Genomic DNA, 19,381 nt, shown 5'->3' on the forward strand with positions numbered 1-19,381 from the left:
TTTAGATATAGAGCTCTTCAATTTGTCTGATTATGACAGAAATTTAATAAAATTCAGTGGTTACTCTTTCAATTTTATTGGCCCACGTATTTTCCATGGCTCGTTCATAAGCCTTTCTCGCAGCTTTCTTTCTAAACTTTGGATTATTGTACATAAACTCTATGGCATCACCGATATCTTTGGCGGTGCCATCGGTTGTAGTAGGGTTTATTTTTATACCGCATTCATCAGTTACTATGGTACGCATACCACTTATGTTCATGGTAATAATCGGCAATCCGAAGCCCATGGCCTCAGTGGCTTGAAGGCCTGCCGTATCTCTAAGCGGACAAAATAACATTACGTCAGCTTTTTCATACTCTTCGTGCATCTGCGAATAAGGCACCCACCCTAAATGTTCAATTTTAGAAGGATCTAACTTATATTTTTTAATCCACTCTGAAACTTTAGGCCCTTGTTCGCCATCACCTACAATAACAAGCTTATAATTGACATCAGCAGACAGATAAGATAAGGCTTTAAGTGATAGTTCTAATCCTCTTCGAGGTATAAGCCTCCCTACCCAAAGTATTCTAAATTCTTCGTTGGAATCCTTTTCTTTGAACTGATTTTGTTCAAACTGAACCGGCAATGCCGAATCACTGACATAAAAACTTTTACCCTCTTTATAGTATTTTGTAGATTCAAAGAGAGTTTGGGTCTCTTGATTTACCATTAATACCACATCTGCCTTTTTTAAGGTTCGAATTAATGAAGTATTGAAATGTACAAGAAACTTTGACATATACTTTCTGATAATCTCAATAATCCAAGAAGAGCCGAAATACGGTTTAAAGATCGGTAAAGACATCTGACCCCCGCCGACAGGTCCAAAAATGATTTTACAGTTATCTAACCTATACAAACTACTACCCTGTTGAAAACTGCCATAACTCACATGATGAGCTATATCGAAGTGATGTTTTTCGTGCAAATCTTTAATGATTTTAGAAGCCTTTCTCTTCCATAAAAAATAGTGCAGATATATAACCTTTTTAGAGTTGTTGAGCCAATTCTTGTCCGCAAAATCGTGAAGTTCAACAGATACGAAATGAAGGTTCTGAATTTCTAAAGCTTTTTTTTCTTTTAGACAGTCTTCTATATCCTCGACATTAGTTACACACCAAACTTCGAGGCCCTTTTTAGCTAGCCCAACGGCCCAAGACCATCCTACACAATATTCAGACCCCTTATAAGGTGAACAAGCATAGGCACTCAACACTACTTTTTTCATTCAGGTTTTTAGTTGGTTTGGAATATACTTCGACCTCATTGGTCAACTGAAAATCATTTTAATAGGTCTACAGTATAACGTCGATACAAAAGTATAAATTATAAAATGAACACATTTAATGCAAAATGATGATTTCACTCTATAGTGGATGTATGTTTTTAAGAGCTATTACTAGAATTATGACTTAATACTTATCTTGAAAAAATGATTTGGTCGATACCAGATCTGATTTTATCGATTACCTTAAAAACTCCTACCCTATTTTTTAACAAAGACCTTATATTCGCGCGTAATAAATGATTTGCCTTTTATTATGAATCGTTCACTTGAAAATAAATAAAGTTCCTCGTATGAATTCAAAAACAGTGCAAGTTAAATACTGCTTGCTTGGGTATGGCTATGCATCATTGATAGCATATGACAAATTAGTTGAGAATAATAATCATGATGATATTTTAATTTTAAAGAACAAGAACTTCTCACCTATTTTCACTTTAGACCATGAGAATACTTCCTTTAGCCCCTTACCCATTTTTCCTGTTAAGGAGTCTGAACTGTACAATTCGAGTTTATTCGAAGGCGTTTCAAAACAAGAACCTATCAGTGTCAGTTTCTCGGAGCTAACCAATTTTGACCACACAGAGTACGAGTTAAAAGAGGGATCACTTGCCGATTTCATGATAAAAAAGCAAGGGGTAGACAAAAATTTATGCCTAGGGCTAAAACAATGGGGAGATACTATGTTTTCAAGACCCTTTAGTCAAGTTCAATCAAAAATTGCAAGGCATTATATATCTAAAAAAGGCAATACCCGAGTAGGTTACATTGATGGCAAATCGCTGTTCAAATATGCAGTTGACAAATTTGACCCCGAGGTTTTGGAATGTAATGGAGTAAACGAAATAAATATTGAAAAAAAGGAAATTTATACGGATGAATATACTATCAAATATGACAAATTAGTATCTACAATACCTTTTTCTATTTTACTCAAGCTTTGTAATCTAGAAAGTAATCATGATGATAGTTATGCAAGTGCCTTTTTCTATTTCTTTAAATATGAAGACGGTTTTAAGGAAAATCAGATTATTTACGATTGTGATTTGAATTCCGATATTCTTCGCGTTTTTTCACTGACCGATAATTTCTTACTCACCCAGTTAAGAAGTGATAAATATGGGGAGATTCCTGTAGAAAAAATTAGAGATAGGGTTTATGAGCTGGTTCCCGAAATTGAAAAATTAGAATTTGCCCAAGAACTTTATGTACCTATGGCTTACCCTCTAGAACTTATTTCAGGAGCCTCGACTTTAAAAAGTCTAGAAACTCTTAAAGGTAATGATGTAGTGCCTTTTGGCCGATTCGGTCAGTGGGAATATTCTGATTTACATGAATTAGATTGGACTCTCATCAATTAAAATAAGGCACTCAACAAATACGTTAATAGACCAAACTCTTGAAACTTATTTAATCAGAATTTTCGCTTTTCTATTTTGGTAGCAGTCTTTTGCAACCAAAAAATGCAGAGAGACCACCCAGCAAAGCTCCGAGGGGTATAGTCACAAATAGAAAAATCCAGCCTACGGCTACATAGCCTCCTCCTTGTGAGGCACGGGCAGCATCTTGAGCATCTAAATATTCACAGATCCAAAAAAGGCCAAAGAAACCTAGCACACCACCAATTACTAGCCCTACAATGATAATGGCAAACATTATTAAAATTCTAAGTGTTTTATCCATTTTAATCGAGCTGGTACGTTTATTAACGACAATAATTTGAATGGATTGTATGTTGTCTATTACTGAGATGTACGTTCTATCATAAAAGAGGTCTTCACATTTAGCAATCGCATTTTTCTTTCTCACGAATTAAATTGAATTCAAAACGCTAAAATTTCCGTTCGATTTAATCTTAACAAAATTTAAGGGCGCAGCAGTACAGTACAGGATGGACAAGCCACAAATTTAAACTAATATAGTACTTGAAAGGAGTGATACCCTTTTGAGTTGTTTGAGTTAGTTTAACGAAAAGGGGCGAATGTTGTTATTTGTCCCTTTTTTACTTTTTAAAAGCTATAGATAATATTATAAATTACTCAATTCTATAATAACCAACCCTTATATTTAAAAATCCCGATTGAAATGAGTTCATCATTTCAAAGTCGGGATTTTCTTCTCTAAGTTAGTTACTCTTATAGACCGGTATCTTTCCAACTTTTTGAGTTGGCAGAATCAATGACCGCTTCACAGACCTTCTGGGTCATCATGGCATTTTTGAAAGTTGGTTCACAAGGTTTTCCTTCCTCTAAACTTTTCAAGAAATCGGCTACTTGATGAACAAAGGAATGTTCATAACCGATTGAAGTTCCAGGAATCCACCAGCGATCCATATAAGGCTGGTCGCTATCGGTAATCAAGATTTGCTTCCAACCTCTCACAACAGCATCATCGGCATGGTCGAACATTTCCACATAATTCATATTGTGCAAATCCCAACGTAAAGAGGCGTGCTCGCCATTTATCTCTAATGTATACAAAGCTTTATGTCCTCTGGCATAACGAGTAGCCTCAAAAAGACCTAAAGAGCCATTTTCAAAATGACAATGAAAAATACAGGCATCGTCAATACCCACTTTTTGCTTTTCACCTGTACCTTGGTGTACTCTTTCTTTGATAAATGTCTCTGTAACGGCCGAAACATCTTTTATGGGTCCGTTCAGCCACATGGCACCGTCGATACAGTGTGCCAATAAATCACCGGTTACACCAGATCCGGCAGCCTCAACATCTAATCGCCATAATGCTTCCCCACCTTGCGGAAGGTCAGGACTAATCGTCCAGTCTTGTAAAAAGTTTCCTCTGTAGTGGAATATTTTACCCAATTTACCGGAGTCGATAATATTCTTAATTAAAGTTACGGCGGGTATTCTACGGTAGTTGTAAAAAACTGTATTGGGCACACCTGCTTTTTCGATTGCATCGACCATGGGTTGTGCTTCGGCAACAGAACGTGCCAATGGTTTTTCACATAATACCATTTTCCCTGCTTCAGCCGCCGCTATCGCAATATCGGCATGCATATCATTCGGCGTACAAATATCGACAGCATCGATATCATCTCTGGCAATAACCTTTTTCCAATCGGTTTCATACGATTCATAACCCCATTGCTCGGCAAATGCCTTTACTTTTTCCTCGGTTCGTGAGCAAACCGTTTTCATTACAGGGTGATATTCCAATTCAGGGAAAAAATCACGAATTCTATTATAACCATTACTGTGGGTTCTGGCCATTAAACCCGTGCCTATCATTGCGATACGTAGTTCTTTTTTATTTGCCATTATTCTCTTTATTTAATTTAAGTTGTAGTTAAAATTCAGTTACAAAAGAGGTCTTAAAACCTTTTCTATATATATTCCATCTTGTTCGGTAACACCGTCCGGGTCGGTAATTGCTTCATCACATTCATCTTCAACTATTATCCAACCCTCAAAATCGGTTTCTTTCAAATAAGTGGTAATTCCCTCAAAGTCTATGATACCGTCGCCCATTTGTGCCCAGCGACCATCTATGAACATATCTTTATAATGAACGCAGTTGACAATATCACGATATTCTTTTATCACTTTTAAAGGATCCATACCACCTTTGGCCATATGCCCGACATCCGGTGTATATTTGATAACATTACTATTCAAACCATTGAGCAAAATTTTATAGTCCTCTTCTGTTCTATAGATAGACCCCTGTGGTGAATTGGGGTGGTATGAACAAACAATGCCCTCGCCCGTTGCCCTCGTGGCAATTTCATTAACACAACTCAACAAGTTCTGCTGTCTTTCTTCTAAATTATCCCGATTTTCTCCAGGCATTTGAACCAATAACAAAATGGCCTCTGGAAAATGTTTCATGAACTCGATCCATTGATCCGCGTTTCTTTTTTCTTGATCGGTCTCTTTTGGATTCCTCCAATCTTCGACATGGCATAATACAGATAGTTCAATATTATTCCGGTCCAATGCTTCTTTAAAAACTTTAGGGTCTGTAAAACCATTCATGAAACCCGTATCCGGTTCGATACTTTTAAAACCAGATTTAGACATTACACTGAGTATATGTTCTAGTTTATTTTTGTATTTATCTCCGGACATGGCCCAAGTATAGGTCTCACATCCTATTTTAATATTTCCCATTTTGTTATTTTCAGTAGTTCTCGTTTAACCAATTCAATACTCTTGGATTAAAGTCTTCCAGTTTTTCCCAATGAAAGGCATGACCGGCATTCTCATATAGGTGAAGCTCGCTATTAGGTATACCGTTAGCAACCTCATTGGCCATCCATTCAGGAATGAACTGATCTTCTTTTCCGCCAATCACTAAAGCAGGTTTTTTTATGTCAGGAAGGTTTGCTACCACGTTATGCGAAATACAGGCATGCGCCTGTCCTTCTAATCCGTGCAAGGGCTGCTGCATTCCGGCAAGAGCGGCCTCTTTTTGCCCCTCCATCAAGTCATTGTACTCCGAATCGTCATCCCATGTAGACTTATGGAAAATAAGCAATTGTACAAAGTTTGAAAATTGTTCTGGCCGCAAATGCGCCTTTGCATGCATCACATGCTTAAAGATAGCCTCCGCTTTACGATCGCAACTGGCCCAAGGGCACATAAGCACTATAGACTCTATTAAATCACTATGCCTAATAGCCAATTGTAAGGCAATGGCACCCCCCATAGAGACACCGACTACCGCAGCTTTAGATATATTCAAAGCTTGCAACAAGGCGGCGCCATCATCTGCCATTTGAGCGGTCGTATAAGGGCCTTCAGGTTTGTCGGATAGGCCCACCCCCCTATTATCAAAGAGGATACAACGGTAACTTTGCTCCCAATACGAGACATGCTTTTCCCATACGGAAAGGTCTGCCGTAATACCCATAACGAGCAGTAAGGGCTTTCCTTTTCCTCTTTCTTGATAATGAAGGTTTATTCCGTTAACAGCGATATAAGGCATTTTTATTGAAAAAGTTTAGATTATTGGTTTCTAATTCCAGCCATGCATATCTCGAACTTCGACCAACTTGGCCAAAATATCGTTCCACGTTTGCTGTTTCATCATCACATCGTTGCTGAACATACAACCATCCCAACATATATGTTTGAACGCTTTGGTAAGATTGCCTTCATTGTCTCGAAGCCAGTAACCTGCATCTTTAGCCACATCTAATTTTCCATTGGGGTCGGTAGCCAAGCAGTGTCTACCGGTCTTGTCATGAGAACCGGTTCCGTGAACGGTTCCATCATTTTGTGCGACATGAAAATCGATGGTCCAAGGTCTTAGGGCATCGGTAACCGTTTTGAGTCCGCTCTCTAAAGTAGCTCTATCTGACCAATCGAAATTCTCGGGCAATATTCTTTGTTCCGGAGCATTGTACCCCAACAGATATAACAAAGTATGCGACATATCGGCCTGAAAACCGATGTTCGGCCTATCAACGGCTTCTAAAGTTTCTACCATCGTCTTCCAACCATGCATTCCACCCCAGCAGATTTCACCTTCTGCGGCCAATTTTTCATCATAATCAGCGGCTACGTCACAGGCTGCCCTAAAAGTTTCGACTATCAACTGAGTGTTCTTCGCTGGGTTTTTTGACCAATCTTCAGGACTTGAAGCAGAATCTATTCGGATAACCCCGTATTGACGTACGCCGTGCTCGCGAAGCACTTTACCGAAATGGCATGCCTTACGCACCATTTCTACGAATGTCTTTCTATCGTTATCGGAACCCAATGTCGGCCCTCCCCAAATGGGAGCTACCATACTGCCCACGTTAAGGTCGTAACCTGCAATTTTATCGGCCAATCTTTTTATTTCATCATCTGAACTATCGATATTGATGTGTGGGTCTAAAAGACCTATATCAACCCCATCGAATTTATTGCCGTTCACCTCGGCGGCGGCAGTCATTTCAAGCATTTTATCAAAAGGAATGACAGGTTCAGAATCTGGCCCCTTACCTACGATGCCGGGCCAAGTAGCGTTATGTATTTTTGGAAAATTATTTTGCATGATTTCTATATTTAAAATTAGACTTCATTATTGATTACAGCTTTAAATCCGGATTATCAGGACCAAAATGTTTTAGCATTACAATAGGATCGGTAGCACTCAAATTAGTAATCGTTACCCCTTTTTTGGCGGCTTTCTCTGTCACGAAATATTCATCGTGTGTCAATTGCCCATAACGGATCAAAGATGGGGTTTCGATTGCCCAATCGCCCATGGTGCCGTGCCCTTGCATCATTATCATGCCATAGCACGCGTTATCTTTGATAGTTACCGTTTGACCTGGCAACACTGTTAATTCCTTTGCACTGAAAGCATCGGAGCGATAACAGATCCATTTATCGATATAGCCTTTGGCTTCCATTTCCTCTAAAGGTTCAACTGGTATTGGATTCATAAATCTGGTTTCTAACATATTCGGATCGGTATTCAATTCCCAATCGATAACTTCCATCAGTTGGTCATAATCACCCATTCGGTCTTCGGGGGTACCATTCCATAGTAATTCTTCAGGTATGATAGCTTCGTTTACCAAAGATTGATACATGGCAAAAACATCGGAAGCCTTTTGAGGCTCATAGGTACACATACTACCGGGGGCATGGAGCATTCCCGGTGGAACATCCCAACCGGTACCGGGTTCCAAACGAAAAGCGGAAGAAAAGTTAGTAATTTTATTATCCCCTTTTGCGAAATTCTTCAAACATTCTTTGATTTGTTCTTTGGTAGTACCAGGCGTAATTCCGAAAAAGGTATACGGAAAGTCACCTCCGTGATTGTTAACTTGAGGCGGAAAATAATAGGCTTCCGGTTTACCCTTTTGGCCAATTTTTGCCGCATGCTCATCGTCATGATGAATATGATGCGGAAGCGGCCCCATATTATCGAAAAATTTAGAATACATTGGCCAGCTTTGGTATTCGTCCCAAAGTCTGTCACCAATAACTTCTCCTTTCAGCTCATCGATTACGTCTCTTAATGTAATCTGAACTTCTTTACCGTTTTCTTCAACTACAACATGGCTGAGCCCTTCGTTTTCACCAGTTAACGGTCCGTTTTCTGCAGGGGTAGTTGAAGAAAACCAACGTTCATCAATACCTCCTCTTTCCCCTCCAAGCACATAATAATCGTCTGGGTGTAATTTAATTCTTCTTCCTGGTACACAAAAAGATCTTGGTACCCAGGTTGGCGACAAACGTAAAATACCCTTGCCCTGTTCCAATGCTTTTTCAGCCAATGTTGCCATATTTCTTTAATTTATTAGTTTAGGTTTAAATTGATTTTATAAATTCTTGTATTTCTTCTTTCTTGAATACTTGTATTTTTAGTGAGTAGTTTTTTCGTTCTCCCGGTTCTAAAAATAGAAGTGTCTGTTGTTCTCGAGCCCTTTTCTGCCCAATGGGCGGATTTGTTGCCGGTTCTAAAGCGGTCACATATTCATTCTCGCCCCAATGTTGCCAATTAACCAACCATGGCAACTGCTTTTTAGAAAAACGTATTCCTACGGCCAAATTCAATTTTTCGTTATATATCCCACATTTTGCCATATCGTTTTCATCACTTTCAATATCAATAAAAGCTACATCTTCCCCTGTTCCTGAATGAGATTTCATGGGGGGTGGGCACGTTTTAAAGTCTGTGTCTTCTTTAAATAATTTCTTGTCGGAATCAGGAGTTGGAGAATGCCAATCACCTTTCCAAAGCAGTTTAGATCCTTCATCGACCAAAGGCCATCCGAAGTTAATATGGTACAGGAGCATATGGGGTGCTTTTTGATTTCCTCGGTTGATTACCTCATCTTTAATGTTAAGTTCAGCCTTACCCAATTCACCGGAAATGGTACGTCGCAATTCTAAAGAGGGACCGAAAACTCGAGTTTCCCGAATAATTCCGGTAATACTCATTTCGAGTTTACCACTCATCGGATCTGGTTGAACGATGGAAATAATTTCCGCCGGAGTATTACTAATTTGACCGTGAAGACCGCGATGACCTTTCTCATCTTCTTCCGGACCCCCCACATGCGATAGTCCGCATGTGGTCAAAAGTCCTCCACCAAAATTTCGAATCCAGCCCATACCATTATCCGAAAACCTATCTGCTGGCATGGTACCCGCGTGGCTTAACCAAGCTAAACTGAACTGATTGTAAAAAGCATCACCAACATCCATCGCTCGGTCAAGTAAAATCTTGTATCGGAAACCTGTGCCGGTATTGATCCACGCGATTCTTGAACCTCTACCCAAACCATTATCCAGAACGGACGTTTCTATTCCGCCCACCTGCGCAGCGTTACCTACCTTATTTCGCCCTTTAAGAATTCTATTGGTTTCTGCCATTCTACTTACCGCCTAATAATTACAGTTCTTTTAATCGAATATTCTTGAATTCAACTTTCATTGGCGGCCCAACATGAACCTGCACGCCAAGATGACCAGAAGACATTCTGTTAACCGAATCTTCGTCGGTCACATCACTCATAAGTACACCATTTACATAATGTTGTAGTCGGTTGCCTTTAATGACGAGGTGAACCTCATTCCAATCTTCATGATTGATTTTAGTCTTTAAAGAATCTGACTCGCCCAATGACTCTACCACCTCTCTACTCTGCCAGCAGTTGCGCTGTACATTTGCTCTAAGCGACCCTGGTTCATCAGGATTATCTTGGGTGTTAATGATCACTTTTTCGCCACGATAGGCCAAAGTGGCCCGCTTTTTCTCCTCATAATTTTGGCCGGTATATCGAATTTTGCCATCAATATCGGCCTGATAGCCTCTTAGGGCGTGCGGTATTGTATCAATCTTTTCGCTTCTATAATTAATACCACTATTACCTGCTTCCGCAATTTTAAATTCTAGTTTTAGTTCGAAATCGCTGGGCTGACCACCCTGCCAGACAATAAAGGTATTGTTCTCCAACAAGGTTTCAGGAGTAACGGTACCTGTCAAATTTCCATTTTCAACACTCCAATATTTTGGGTCTCCCTCCCAACCTTCAAGTGTTTTTCCATCGAAGATTGACATAAATCCGTCAGCGTCTGTTACCACTTCTTGACTCGTTTCTTCTTCAACTACTTGCTCTTTTTTGGTTTCCTTACACGATTGTATCGAAAGGGCAAATACCAATGTCAGGCAAGCCGCTAAATTTTTATAGATTTTTTTCATGATATAATTTTATTCTACCTAGTTGATTTTATTTTTCTTTTACTGCCTTGTTCAAAAAGATGGTCAACCCATCTTTTCCCGCTACAATCACGTCTTTTCTATTGTCTTGGTTAACATCGCTAACTGCAAAATAGACACCTGTTCCCTTACCTTCACCATAAGACCCATAGTCGATTACTTGTTTGCTGAAACTTTCTCCCGTCCACCGGAAATAATAAAGCCCAATGGAATCATATCCTCCAGGGTCTTTACCGTTATGGGCTTTGTAGCGTTTACCGGTGATCAGTTCTTTGATACCATCTCCATCCAAGTCTTCCATTTCCATGGTGTGGTACTGCGAATTATAGGGATCGATATTGTGCTTCTTCCATTTTACATCTTTCTTTTTGTTGACAGGAAGTTGTTCGTACCAGAACAGGCCATAACCGTGACCTTGACCTACAATCATATCTGAAAGACCATCTTTATTGACATCTGTCACCATTATTGGGACGCTAGCCGTACCCAACTGAAATTCTTCATGAAGCTTCCACTCCCCTTCAAATCTATTTTCAGGGGCTTCTAACCAGCCATGGGGCATAATTAAATCACCTCTTCCATCTCCGTTGATATCTCCGTAGCCAATACCATGACCTTGCTTATCTGCAAGAACTTTTTCTTTGAAACTTCCATTTTCTAAATAGAATATTCGTAGTGGTCCATTGGGGGTGTTCGGAATAATTTCAACAACACCATCACCGTCAATATCCCAAGCTCGGGTAGATTCTATATTTCCTACTTCGGCAATCAGGTGTTCTGGCCAAGGACTTTTATCTCCAACATTCTCTTTCCAAACCAAACGACCTTCATACCATCCACCGGTAACAAAATCGATATTGCCATCACTGTTAACATCTAAAGGAATGGTTGAAAAATGGTCGTAATATTCACCGAATCGCTTCGGGCCTCCCATATCATGTCTTTTCTTGAAAGAAGGGCCCTGATACCAAAACGCTCCGGATACAATATCAATAGCACCATCATTGTTAACATCAAAAACACTTACCGATTCGTAATTCTCGGAAGCTATATGCCGCTTTTCGAAATAAATGGCCTCAGCGATTTGAGGCTCGACAGAAGGGTCGGTCTGTGCTTTCAACGTACTTGAACCCAATACAGCAAACAAATAAATGACATAAAACCTGTACGCTAGGCGCACAGGTTCAGTGTTTTTGTGTTTTTTTAATTTCAATTCTTTAAAAAGAAAATAAGATGAGGGCATAATTAAATTAGCAATTAAGTCTTTAGTCATAGTTACTGCTCCGCATCTGCTTGATCTTGCCCAGAGAAAATAGCGTTTTCACTATCGCCACCTGCTACCAAATAAGCCAAAAGGTCTTTTACTTCGTCAGGTCCCAATCGATTAATCGTACCAGGAGGCATCAGAGAAATCGTTGCCATTTTAGTGCTTGTCACTTGGTCTTTAGGTATACTTCTGATTATATCTGGTGCATAAGGATTCTGACTAATCTTATATTCTTCGCCCTCTTCGCTAATCAATCGACCGACTACCGAATTTCCATCTTTAAGCTCAAATACGGTTGAATTGTACTGATCGGAAATCACATCGTTTGGATCAATTATCGCCTTCATCATATCTGCAGGAGAGAAACGAGTACCTAAATTGGTTAAATCTGGGCCAATACTTTGACCCTCACCCCGCATACTATGGCAAGTAATACAATTGGTGGCCAAGAACATATTTCTACCTTGTTCGAAATCTCTGTTTTCAAGTCCGTCGGCCAAAAGTGGTTCGATATCCTCTTCTGTCCAATTCTTTCGAGGCCCTTTAGGCTGAACCGCATTTGAAACAAGATCGTTGCCCGAGCTGCTTAACAGCGAATCACCACTCATTGTATTGTACATTTCAAACTGACTTTTTGATACGTTTGCCAAAGCCCCTTGTCTGGCCTTGTCAATAAAGCCAATGTAGCTTCTACCCGCTTTAAAGGAGAAAGCTTTATAGAACCACTTGAAGTATTTTTCGCGTAATTCTGGAGTCCATCCGTTGGTTGCACCACTTAAAACAGTACCATAATAGGTGCTTTGGGCCGGAGGCATATTCTTGAGTGTCTCGGCGATATCCATACCATACTGCGGATTTCTCAAAATCAAGTCAGCAGACTCCGTAGCCGAATTGGCCATCACATCGGCATTTTCACCCTGAGGTTTCTCCAATAGGGCCAATGTTTTCGAGACAACGCTCGGCTCGCCTACAAAGACCAATGTCTTGCTCAACAACTGATTTAGAACATCGATTTCCGCAGGATAATGCGATGCTAAGTAATCACGTACCTTTTTTTGTGAGCTGGAATTTGGTTTTCCCATTCTTGACAAAGTCAATTCTATGGCACGAACCAAATCGACCTGCTGGGCCGTATTCAAGTTAATGTAATCGATAGAAGTCAATGCACTTAACAATTTATCTTGTTGATTACTATTGCCCTGTCTAGCCAAAGCAATTGCCGCCTGAATCTTTTTAACGGCATCAGTCTCGTTATAAACCTTTTCTTGCCATGAACTCACAGGCTGGTGTTCTAAAGCTACTCTTGCGGCATACTGTAAAAAACGATCGTCACTATCTAAGTGTGGCCAAGCGGCTTCAACCGCACCTTCTTTGGCACCTAAATGATAGCTTTCCAATTCTTGCCTTATCTTGTTCTGCTCGGTTTGCTCTAAAGCAACGGCCGTTTCGGTATCGTCATCACCATTATAATAAACACGGTACAGATCAGAATCTAATCTTCTACCACCAGTCATAAAGTACATCGCACCATCGGGACCAATCACTCCGTCGGTAAGCGGTAACGGCAAGCCAGAAAGAAACTCTTCTTTGACCCCTTTATAAGATGATCCATCTGGTTGCAGTTCTATACTGTAAACGATACCAAAACTCCAATCAAAGGCAAATACACTTCTTTTGTATTTACTCGGAAATTTGGCCTTGCTACCATACATCACATTCGTTGGCGAACCTTGGCCGATATTCATTAAAGGTGGAAGGTTGTCAGGGTATGCCGGAGACCACTTTCCGTTACCGGTTCTCCAACCAAATTCAGCACCACTGGTCACATGACAGATGCGGGTCGGTCTGTACCAGGGCATTCCCAAATCCCACTCCATATCAGAATCGTAAACGAACATGTCGCCGAGCTCATTAAATGCCAAATCATAGGGATTTCTAAAACCTGCGGCTACCAATTCCCAATTCTTGCCTTCGGGATCAATTTTTGCTACCCAGCCTCCTGGGGCACCTCTATCGTTTGCGTGACCTCGCGGATCTTTAATTTGAGGAAACAAATTATCATCTGCCCAGTTGTTGGGCAATCGATAGGTATCAATACCTTCTGGTAAGTCGGTATGGTTTCCGGCAATTACGTATAGTGATTTGCCATCGGGCGAAGGAACAATGCTATGTGGGCCATGCTCACCGGCCCCTTCAAGCTTTTGCAATAGAGTGATTTTATCGTACTGATCATCATTATCGGTATCTTGAAGTCGGTATAGACCACTAGACTTTTCAAACTCTTCATTACCCCAATGATTGATCATGACGTACAAGCTGTTAAAAGCATAGAGCAAACCTTGGGCATAACCCATCTGCACTATTGAATCGGCCACTTGCTCTCCCGTCTGAATCTTCAGTTTTTCAATTTTAGGAGTCAAGTTATCTGATCCGATCGGTTGAACCTCCATACGGTAAAGCGAACCGTATTGATCAGATGTAATCAAGCGCCCCTTATCATCAAAGGCCATGGCCACCCAAGATCCCGTACCTGCCTCACCGGGGCTATATAAATGCTCGGCCTGAAACCCCGGTTGCAACTTGAGTTTTGCAATTTTAGGGTCAAGATTTTCTTGAGACTCCGCTTTCTCATTTTTTTCCGTACCGCACGAAACCATGAGTTGAAGTACAGTTGCAAGCAGAAAAATTTTTTTTATCATTTGGTTTTATTTGATAATTGATTTCAGTTTGATTTTTAATGCCTTTGAAGGTACTAAAAATTCGGGTTTAAAGACGATTCAGAAGCCGGAAGCCCAAAGGTCAAACTAATATTCGTAAATGCATTACCACGGGGCTCCGCACCTTCAGGATAGTAATAATCGTTCGGGTTGGCCTTTATTCTATTGCCATAGGCAGTAATAACATCTATCGCTCTGCCAGTTCTTACCAAATCTAACCAACGTTTGTTCTCAAAGGCAAGTTCTACTCTTCTCTCTCTAAAAATTGCCTCCCCTAAATCACCAACCGGATCACCTAGGCCCGCTCTGATTCTGACAGTATTCAAATGGGTCAAAGCCGGGCCAGATTTACCTTGCTCTTCCAATGCTTCCGCCAAGAATAATAATACTTCTGAATAACGATACACAGGAAAGTTCATACCGTGATTACCGTTCAGGGAGTGAGGTTCAACATATTTCTTGATAATCGGGTAAACGCCATCTCTCCAAAAACTTTCGCTGGCAGTCACATATTGTATAGAAGCATCCTCCCTCAAATCGCCATCTTCGTAAGCGGCAATTATATCTGGAGTAGGTATGTTATTTCCTTCGCCGTTCAAGGGCTGTGGATTTGACGTACCTGTAACCGCTCCCACTTCATCAGCGGTCATAGGTCGTGGTAGAAAGTTATAAAGAAAACTACCGTTCAGACCTTCTGGACCTTCTTTGTACTGCACTTCAAAAACAGACTCTATATTATTTTTGTTGTCGCTATTTCCAGAGAAAGCATCTTCATAATTAGGCATTAACTCGTATTCATTACTATCAACTACAGCCTGAAACTGAGTCTCTGCATCAGCCCACTGTTCTCTTACAATATAAATATTGCCAAGAAGTGTGCGAGCAGCGCCAGAAGTTACACGACCTGGATCTTGCTGTGATTTGGGAGGCAGTAAAGAAATAGCCGTCTCTAAATCACCAATTATCTGAGTATATATATCATCTGGGCTCGACAAAGGTAGCGCTGCATCTTCCCTAGACAACACAGGAACCAAGTGCATGGGTACACTACCAAAAAACTGTACCAGGTCAAAGTATGAAAAAGACCTTAAAAAAAGTGCTTGCCCCTTGATGTTGTTTTTTGCGGCATTATCGAATTCAGCATCATCAATAGTTGCCAGAATTTGATTTGTGCGCGCTATAATGGCATAATGGTCAACATATATGTTGGTTACGTGATTGTTGGTCGTAATACCGTTATCTGTGGGAATAGCAAAATCAGCTACATCTTCTTGTTGTTCGGTAGCACCGAATGCCGTATTACGGGCATAGTAGGTATTATCTGAATGCATTTCACCTAAGTAGGCCTTCGATTGGTTGTAGATAGTACGCAACGGCACGTATGCTCCATTTACGGCTTGTTCGAAATCAACCTCAGTTTTGTAGAAGGTTGGTACACTCAACGAATCTTCAGGGAAAATCGTCAATTCATCTTCACAGCCGGTTCCCAGAACCCCTAGTACTGCAAGAAATAAGAATATTTTTTTCATTTTTATATTTTTTTATAGGATAGTCTAATACTTTAATCTGTCTAGCGAAAAATGCTTAGAAATTCAGGTTTAATCCGATACTAAAAATTCGTGGTACCGGATAACCTGATAGATCAACACCTTGGCTCAGGTTACCACCATCTCCATCTCCATCTGATTCACCACTGACCTCAGGGTTTGGTCCGCCCCAATATTTTGTGAATATGTGAACGTTCTGAATAGAACCGTAAATTCTAGCTGATTTGAAGAATTTTTCTACACCATCCAATGTATAACCAAGAGTTATATTACGAATATTAAAATAGGATGCGTCTGCAACAAAACGGTCGTTGATCCAGTCTCTTTCGATACCGGTCACATTACCGCCACCGACTGTGGTGCCATAGAAACCTCTACCTGGGTTCTCTTCCGATCTAAATCTATACTTTACCCCATCTACCAAGTTGAATACACCATCGAGGTTTGCAGTACTATACAAATGACGGATCAATAATTCGTTACCCTGAGAGCCTGTACCTATAACAGAAAAGTCAAAATTTCCATATTTAATAGTGTTGGTAATACCATAGGTGAAATCAGGAAACGGATTGCCCATGATAGCACGGTCATCTTCATCTCCTCCTCTAGTAATGACACCATCACCATTAACATCTACCAATTTAATACTACCAACGGTAGAACGGCCAGGTACCTGTGGTGAGCTATCTAAATCTTGTTGGTTCAGGTATACCCCGTCAGACAAATGCCCATAAAACTGGCCAAATGGCTTACCGACTTGGGTTATGTGAAAAGTTCCGTACACCCTGTCTATACCTTCTGCCAATGACACTACTTCGTTTCTATTGAAAGAAATATTGGCATTAGTCGTCCATCTGAACTTACCGGTAGTATTTACCGTGTTTAATGCAAATTCATGACCCCAAAACTTAATTTCACCGATGTTATCGCTAAAATTAGTAAAACCAGATTCTCTTGGCACTTGTACATTATATAAGAGATTGGTGGTGTTCTTGGTGTAATAATCGTAAATAAAAGAAACCCTATCATTAAACAGACTTAAGTCTAAACCAATATCAAATTGCTTGGTGGTCTCCCAACCTAAGTTTGAATTTGATAGTGAGCTAACCGCAGAACCGGGAACAAACTCGTTGTCAAAAACAGCATTCACAGTATTGTTAATAAGAGCATATTGAGTATAGTTTCCAATATTATTGTTACCGGTAACACCATAACTTGCCCTAAGTTTCAAGAGCGATATAGCCTCTTGGTTTTCCATAAAGGTTTCGTCGGAAGCAATCCAACCGGCAGAAATGGAAGGAAAATTACCCCATCTGTTTTCAGAACCAAAACGAGAAGAACCATCTCTACGTATAGAACCTGTCAACAGGTATTTACCCTTATAGTTATACGTGAGTCTTGAAAGGAATGACACCAAACTCCATTCTTGAACACTATCATAAGTTCCTCCCCTATTGATATTTGCTGCACCTTGAATTGTTGGTAATCGGTCATCTGCAAAGGTATCGGCAGCAACCCTACTGAAATCCCTTCTAAATTTCTGATAGGTAAATCCTCCTAAAACAGAGAAATTATGTTCGCCAAAGCTCTTATTATAAGTTACCAAATTTTCGTTCAAATAGGAAAAGTCTTTTCTATCTTCCCAAATAGCCTCAGCATCGGTCGGTATAGGTCGGTTAATACGATAGGTAGCCGTTGAAGGGCTAAAAAATTCATATTGTCTATTATACAATTCAGCATTTAAACTTGTTTTAACTGTCAAACCATCGATGGGTTCATACTCTATAAAAGCGTTAGATAGAATGTTTACATCTTGTGTCTCATTTTTGATTTGCTCAGCAGATGTTAACCAGTTGGCATATGAAAATATATTTCCCGTATCCGCTGGAAAGCGATTAAAAGTAGTTCGAGTACCATCTTCATTATAAATTGGCATTATCGGCCATGTGTGCAAAGCATTGAAAAGAATGCCCGTACCGCGATCACCATCACTTCGTGGTGTATTATCCTTTATATAAGAAGGAGCAACATTGAAGCCAAGTCTAACCTTATCCGAAACATTATAATCTAAATTGACCCTTAGAGAGTAGCGCTCATAGTCTGAATTAATCACGACCCCGTCTTGCTTAAAGAACCCTGCGACAACTGCAGTTCGAAGTTTTTCTTTGTTAGAGGTTATAGTAAGGTTATAGTTCTGTACCGGCGAGGTTCGCAACAAGGCTCCATACCAGTCATTGGTCTTACCTTCATATTGTGAAGGATCCTGAAAGATTTCGGGCACGGGATCCCCTTGATCCTCGTAGTACTCCTTTTTGAATTGGGCAAACTCCACGGCATCCATCATATCGATGCGCCCTCTTTCGGGCACTTGCTGTATACCTGTTGATGTATTAAAACTGACATTAGTCTCTCCCGTTGTTCCCTTTTTTGTGGTAATAAGAACCACACCATTGGCCGCTCTTGAGCCATAAAGCGAAGTTGAAGCTGCGTCTTTAAGAATTGTAATGTCTTCAATCTCATCAGGATTCAAGGTATTTATACCTCCCGAAATCGGAAAACCATCAATTACATACAAGGGGTCACTACCTCCCGAAACAGATAATTGACCACGTATTCTAACGGACATACCCTGACCCGGTTTACCCGTAGTCTGATTGATTTGAACACCTGCCAATTTACCCTGAAGTTTCTGAGTTACTTGAGATACAGGTAAGTCGGCCAGTTCTTGCGCTTCGATGGTCTGTACCGAACCGGTGACCTGTCTTTTGATCTGAGTACCATACCCCACCAATACCACTTCATCTAAAGCAGTAGCATCTTCGGTCATACTGGCATTCACCACCCGTTGTCCGTTAAGTGGTATTTCTTGCTTAGTAAAACCAATGTAAGAGAAAACTAAGGTAGCATTGGCGTCTTGTACATTAATACTGTACTTTCCATCAAAGTCGGTTACGGTACCATTTGTGGTACCCTTGACGACTACATTTACTCCTGGAAGCCCAAAGCCATCATCGGCAGAAGTGACGGTTCCGGTCACTGCAGTACTCTGTGCCTGAGCATGAATTGTAAACAATAAGGCAAAACCAAAATACAAGGTTTTTAACCCAAATAGGATTTTTGTCATAGTAGTTTCTATTTAGTTAGTTAGTGATGAGTTAATCAAAAGTGCTAGTAATTCTTTCGATATGAACCAAATTTATCTTTCTCAAACGATTTCGCTATCCTGTACTATCCTGCTAAAATGACAAAATTGAATAACAGATTTTCAAAAAAACCACAAAACAACTCTTATTAATTGTTGATAAAACACTTAATACACGATAACTAT

Annotated in this window: 14 protein-coding genes; 1 reads left to right on the forward strand and 13 read right to left on the reverse strand. The window is 40.2% G+C overall.

All coding sequences use genetic code 11. The annotated features are described in order from the left end of the window. Window positions 1-43: 43 nt before the first annotated feature. Window positions 44-1,273 carry a glycosyltransferase family 4 protein gene (locus tag IV512_RS11795; protein ID WP_209403579.1) on the reverse strand — a complete coding sequence of 410 codons (1,230 nt, stop codon included), beginning with the start codon at window positions 1,271-1,273 and terminating at the stop codon, window positions 44-46. A 350-nt stretch (window positions 1,274-1,623) separates the two neighbouring features. On the opposite strand from IV512_RS11795, the gene IV512_RS11800 reads away from it, so the two are divergent. Further along, on the forward strand, window positions 1,624-2,691 hold the full coding sequence (locus IV512_RS11800) for a hypothetical protein (RefSeq protein WP_209403581.1): 1,068 nt from the start codon (window positions 1,624-1,626) through the stop codon (window positions 2,689-2,691). Between the two features lie 70 nt (window positions 2,692-2,761). Here IV512_RS11800 and IV512_RS11805 read toward each other — a convergent pair whose 3' ends face one another. The 12 genes from IV512_RS11805 to IV512_RS11860 form a co-directional block, all read right to left on the reverse strand. Then, window positions 2,762-3,013 (reverse strand): hypothetical protein, encoded by a 252-nt coding sequence (locus tag IV512_RS11805; RefSeq protein ID WP_209403583.1) that lies wholly within the window; start codon window positions 3,011-3,013, stop codon window positions 2,762-2,764. A gap of 452 nt (window positions 3,014-3,465) precedes the next feature. Continuing rightward, window positions 3,466-4,614 (reverse strand): Gfo/Idh/MocA family protein, encoded by a 1,149-nt coding sequence (locus tag IV512_RS11810; RefSeq protein ID WP_209403585.1) that lies wholly within the window; start codon window positions 4,612-4,614, stop codon window positions 3,466-3,468. A 39-nt stretch (window positions 4,615-4,653) separates the two neighbouring features. Next, entirely contained in the window at window positions 4,654-5,466 is an 813-nt protein-coding gene (locus tag IV512_RS11815) for a sugar phosphate isomerase/epimerase (RefSeq protein WP_209403587.1), read from the reverse strand. Between the two features lie 10 nt (window positions 5,467-5,476). Further along, window positions 5,477-6,283: an alpha/beta fold hydrolase gene (locus IV512_RS11820; RefSeq protein WP_209403589.1), complete on the reverse strand. Its 807-nt coding sequence runs from the start codon at window positions 6,281-6,283 to the stop codon at window positions 5,477-5,479. A gap of 30 nt (window positions 6,284-6,313) precedes the next feature. Further along, complete coding sequence (locus IV512_RS11825; RefSeq protein ID WP_245224765.1) at window positions 6,314-7,339, reverse strand: sugar phosphate isomerase/epimerase; 1,026 nt, start codon at window positions 7,337-7,339, stop codon at window positions 6,314-6,316. A 34-nt stretch (window positions 7,340-7,373) separates the two neighbouring features. Next, window positions 7,374-8,582, reverse strand: a complete 1,209-nt coding sequence (locus IV512_RS11830; protein ID WP_209403591.1) for a class I mannose-6-phosphate isomerase — start codon at window positions 8,580-8,582, stop codon at window positions 7,374-7,376. A 25-nt stretch (window positions 8,583-8,607) separates the two neighbouring features. Next, window positions 8,608-9,675 (reverse strand): aldose 1-epimerase family protein, encoded by a 1,068-nt coding sequence (locus tag IV512_RS11835; RefSeq protein ID WP_209403592.1) that lies wholly within the window; start codon window positions 9,673-9,675, stop codon window positions 8,608-8,610. A 19-nt stretch (window positions 9,676-9,694) separates the two neighbouring features. Then, on the reverse strand, window positions 9,695-10,504 hold the full coding sequence (locus tag IV512_RS11840) for a DUF1080 domain-containing protein (protein ID WP_209403594.1): 810 nt from the start codon (window positions 10,502-10,504) through the stop codon (window positions 9,695-9,697). 28 nt (window positions 10,505-10,532) lie between these two features. Beyond that, on the reverse strand, window positions 10,533-11,795 hold the full coding sequence (locus IV512_RS11845; RefSeq protein WP_209403596.1) for a VCBS repeat-containing protein: 1,263 nt from the start codon (window positions 11,793-11,795) through the stop codon (window positions 10,533-10,535). A 2-nt stretch (window positions 11,796-11,797) separates the two neighbouring features. After that, a complete protein-coding gene (locus IV512_RS11850) occupies window positions 11,798-14,488 on the reverse strand; it encodes a c-type cytochrome (RefSeq protein ID WP_209403598.1) in 2,691 nt (896 codons plus the stop codon). Window positions 14,489-14,541: 53 nt separating this feature from the next. Next, complete coding sequence (locus IV512_RS11855; RefSeq protein ID WP_209403600.1) at window positions 14,542-16,035, reverse strand: RagB/SusD family nutrient uptake outer membrane protein; 1,494 nt, start codon at window positions 16,033-16,035, stop codon at window positions 14,542-14,544. Window positions 16,036-16,090: 55 nt separating this feature from the next. Then, window positions 16,091-19,177 carry a TonB-dependent receptor gene (locus IV512_RS11860; RefSeq protein ID WP_209403602.1) on the reverse strand — a complete coding sequence of 1,029 codons (3,087 nt, stop codon included), beginning with the start codon at window positions 19,175-19,177 and terminating at the stop codon, window positions 16,091-16,093. Window positions 19,178-19,381 lie beyond the last annotated feature (204 nt).

The sequence above is a fragment of the Pseudozobellia sp. WGM2 genome, assembly GCF_017810075.1.
Lineage (GTDB): Bacteria > Bacteroidota > Bacteroidia > Flavobacteriales > Flavobacteriaceae > JADNYK01.

Coding starts and splice junctions, on each gene's coding strand:
- IV512_RS11855 (WP_209403600.1), bottom strand. CDS start 16,035: ATGAAAAAAATATTCTTATTTCTTGCAGTACTAGGGGTTCTGGGAACC.
- IV512_RS11845 (WP_209403596.1), bottom strand. CDS start 11,795: ATGACTAAAGACTTAATTGCTAATTTAATTATGCCCTCATCTTATTTT.
- IV512_RS11840 (WP_209403594.1), bottom strand. CDS start 10,504: ATGAAAAAAATCTATAAAAATTTAGCGGCTTGCCTGACATTGGTATTT.
- IV512_RS11810 (WP_209403585.1), bottom strand. CDS start 4,614: ATGGCAAATAAAAAAGAACTACGTATCGCAATGATAGGCACGGGTTTA.
- IV512_RS11815 (WP_209403587.1), bottom strand. CDS start 5,466: ATGGGAAATATTAAAATAGGATGTGAGACCTATACTTGGGCCATGTCC.
- IV512_RS11795 (WP_209403579.1), bottom strand. CDS start 1,273: ATGAAAAAAGTAGTGTTGAGTGCCTATGCTTGTTCACCTTATAAGGGG.
- IV512_RS11800 (WP_209403581.1), top strand. CDS start 1,624: ATGAATTCAAAAACAGTGCAAGTTAAATACTGCTTGCTTGGGTATGGC.
- IV512_RS11850 (WP_209403598.1), bottom strand. CDS start 14,488: ATGATAAAAAAAATTTTTCTGCTTGCAACTGTACTTCAACTCATGGTT.
- IV512_RS11820 (WP_209403589.1), bottom strand. CDS start 6,283: ATGCCTTATATCGCTGTTAACGGAATAAACCTTCATTATCAAGAAAGA.
- IV512_RS11805 (WP_209403583.1), bottom strand. CDS start 3,013: ATGGATAAAACACTTAGAATTTTAATAATGTTTGCCATTATCATTGTA.
- IV512_RS11835 (WP_209403592.1), bottom strand. CDS start 9,675: ATGGCAGAAACCAATAGAATTCTTAAAGGGCGAAATAAGGTAGGTAAC.
- IV512_RS11825 (WP_245224765.1), bottom strand. CDS start 7,339: ATGCAAAATAATTTTCCAAAAATACATAACGCTACTTGGCCCGGCATC.
- IV512_RS11830 (WP_209403591.1), bottom strand. CDS start 8,582: ATGGCAACATTGGCTGAAAAAGCATTGGAACAGGGCAAGGGTATTTTA.
- IV512_RS11860 (WP_209403602.1), bottom strand. CDS start 19,177: ATGACAAAAATCCTATTTGGGTTAAAAACCTTGTATTTTGGTTTTGCC.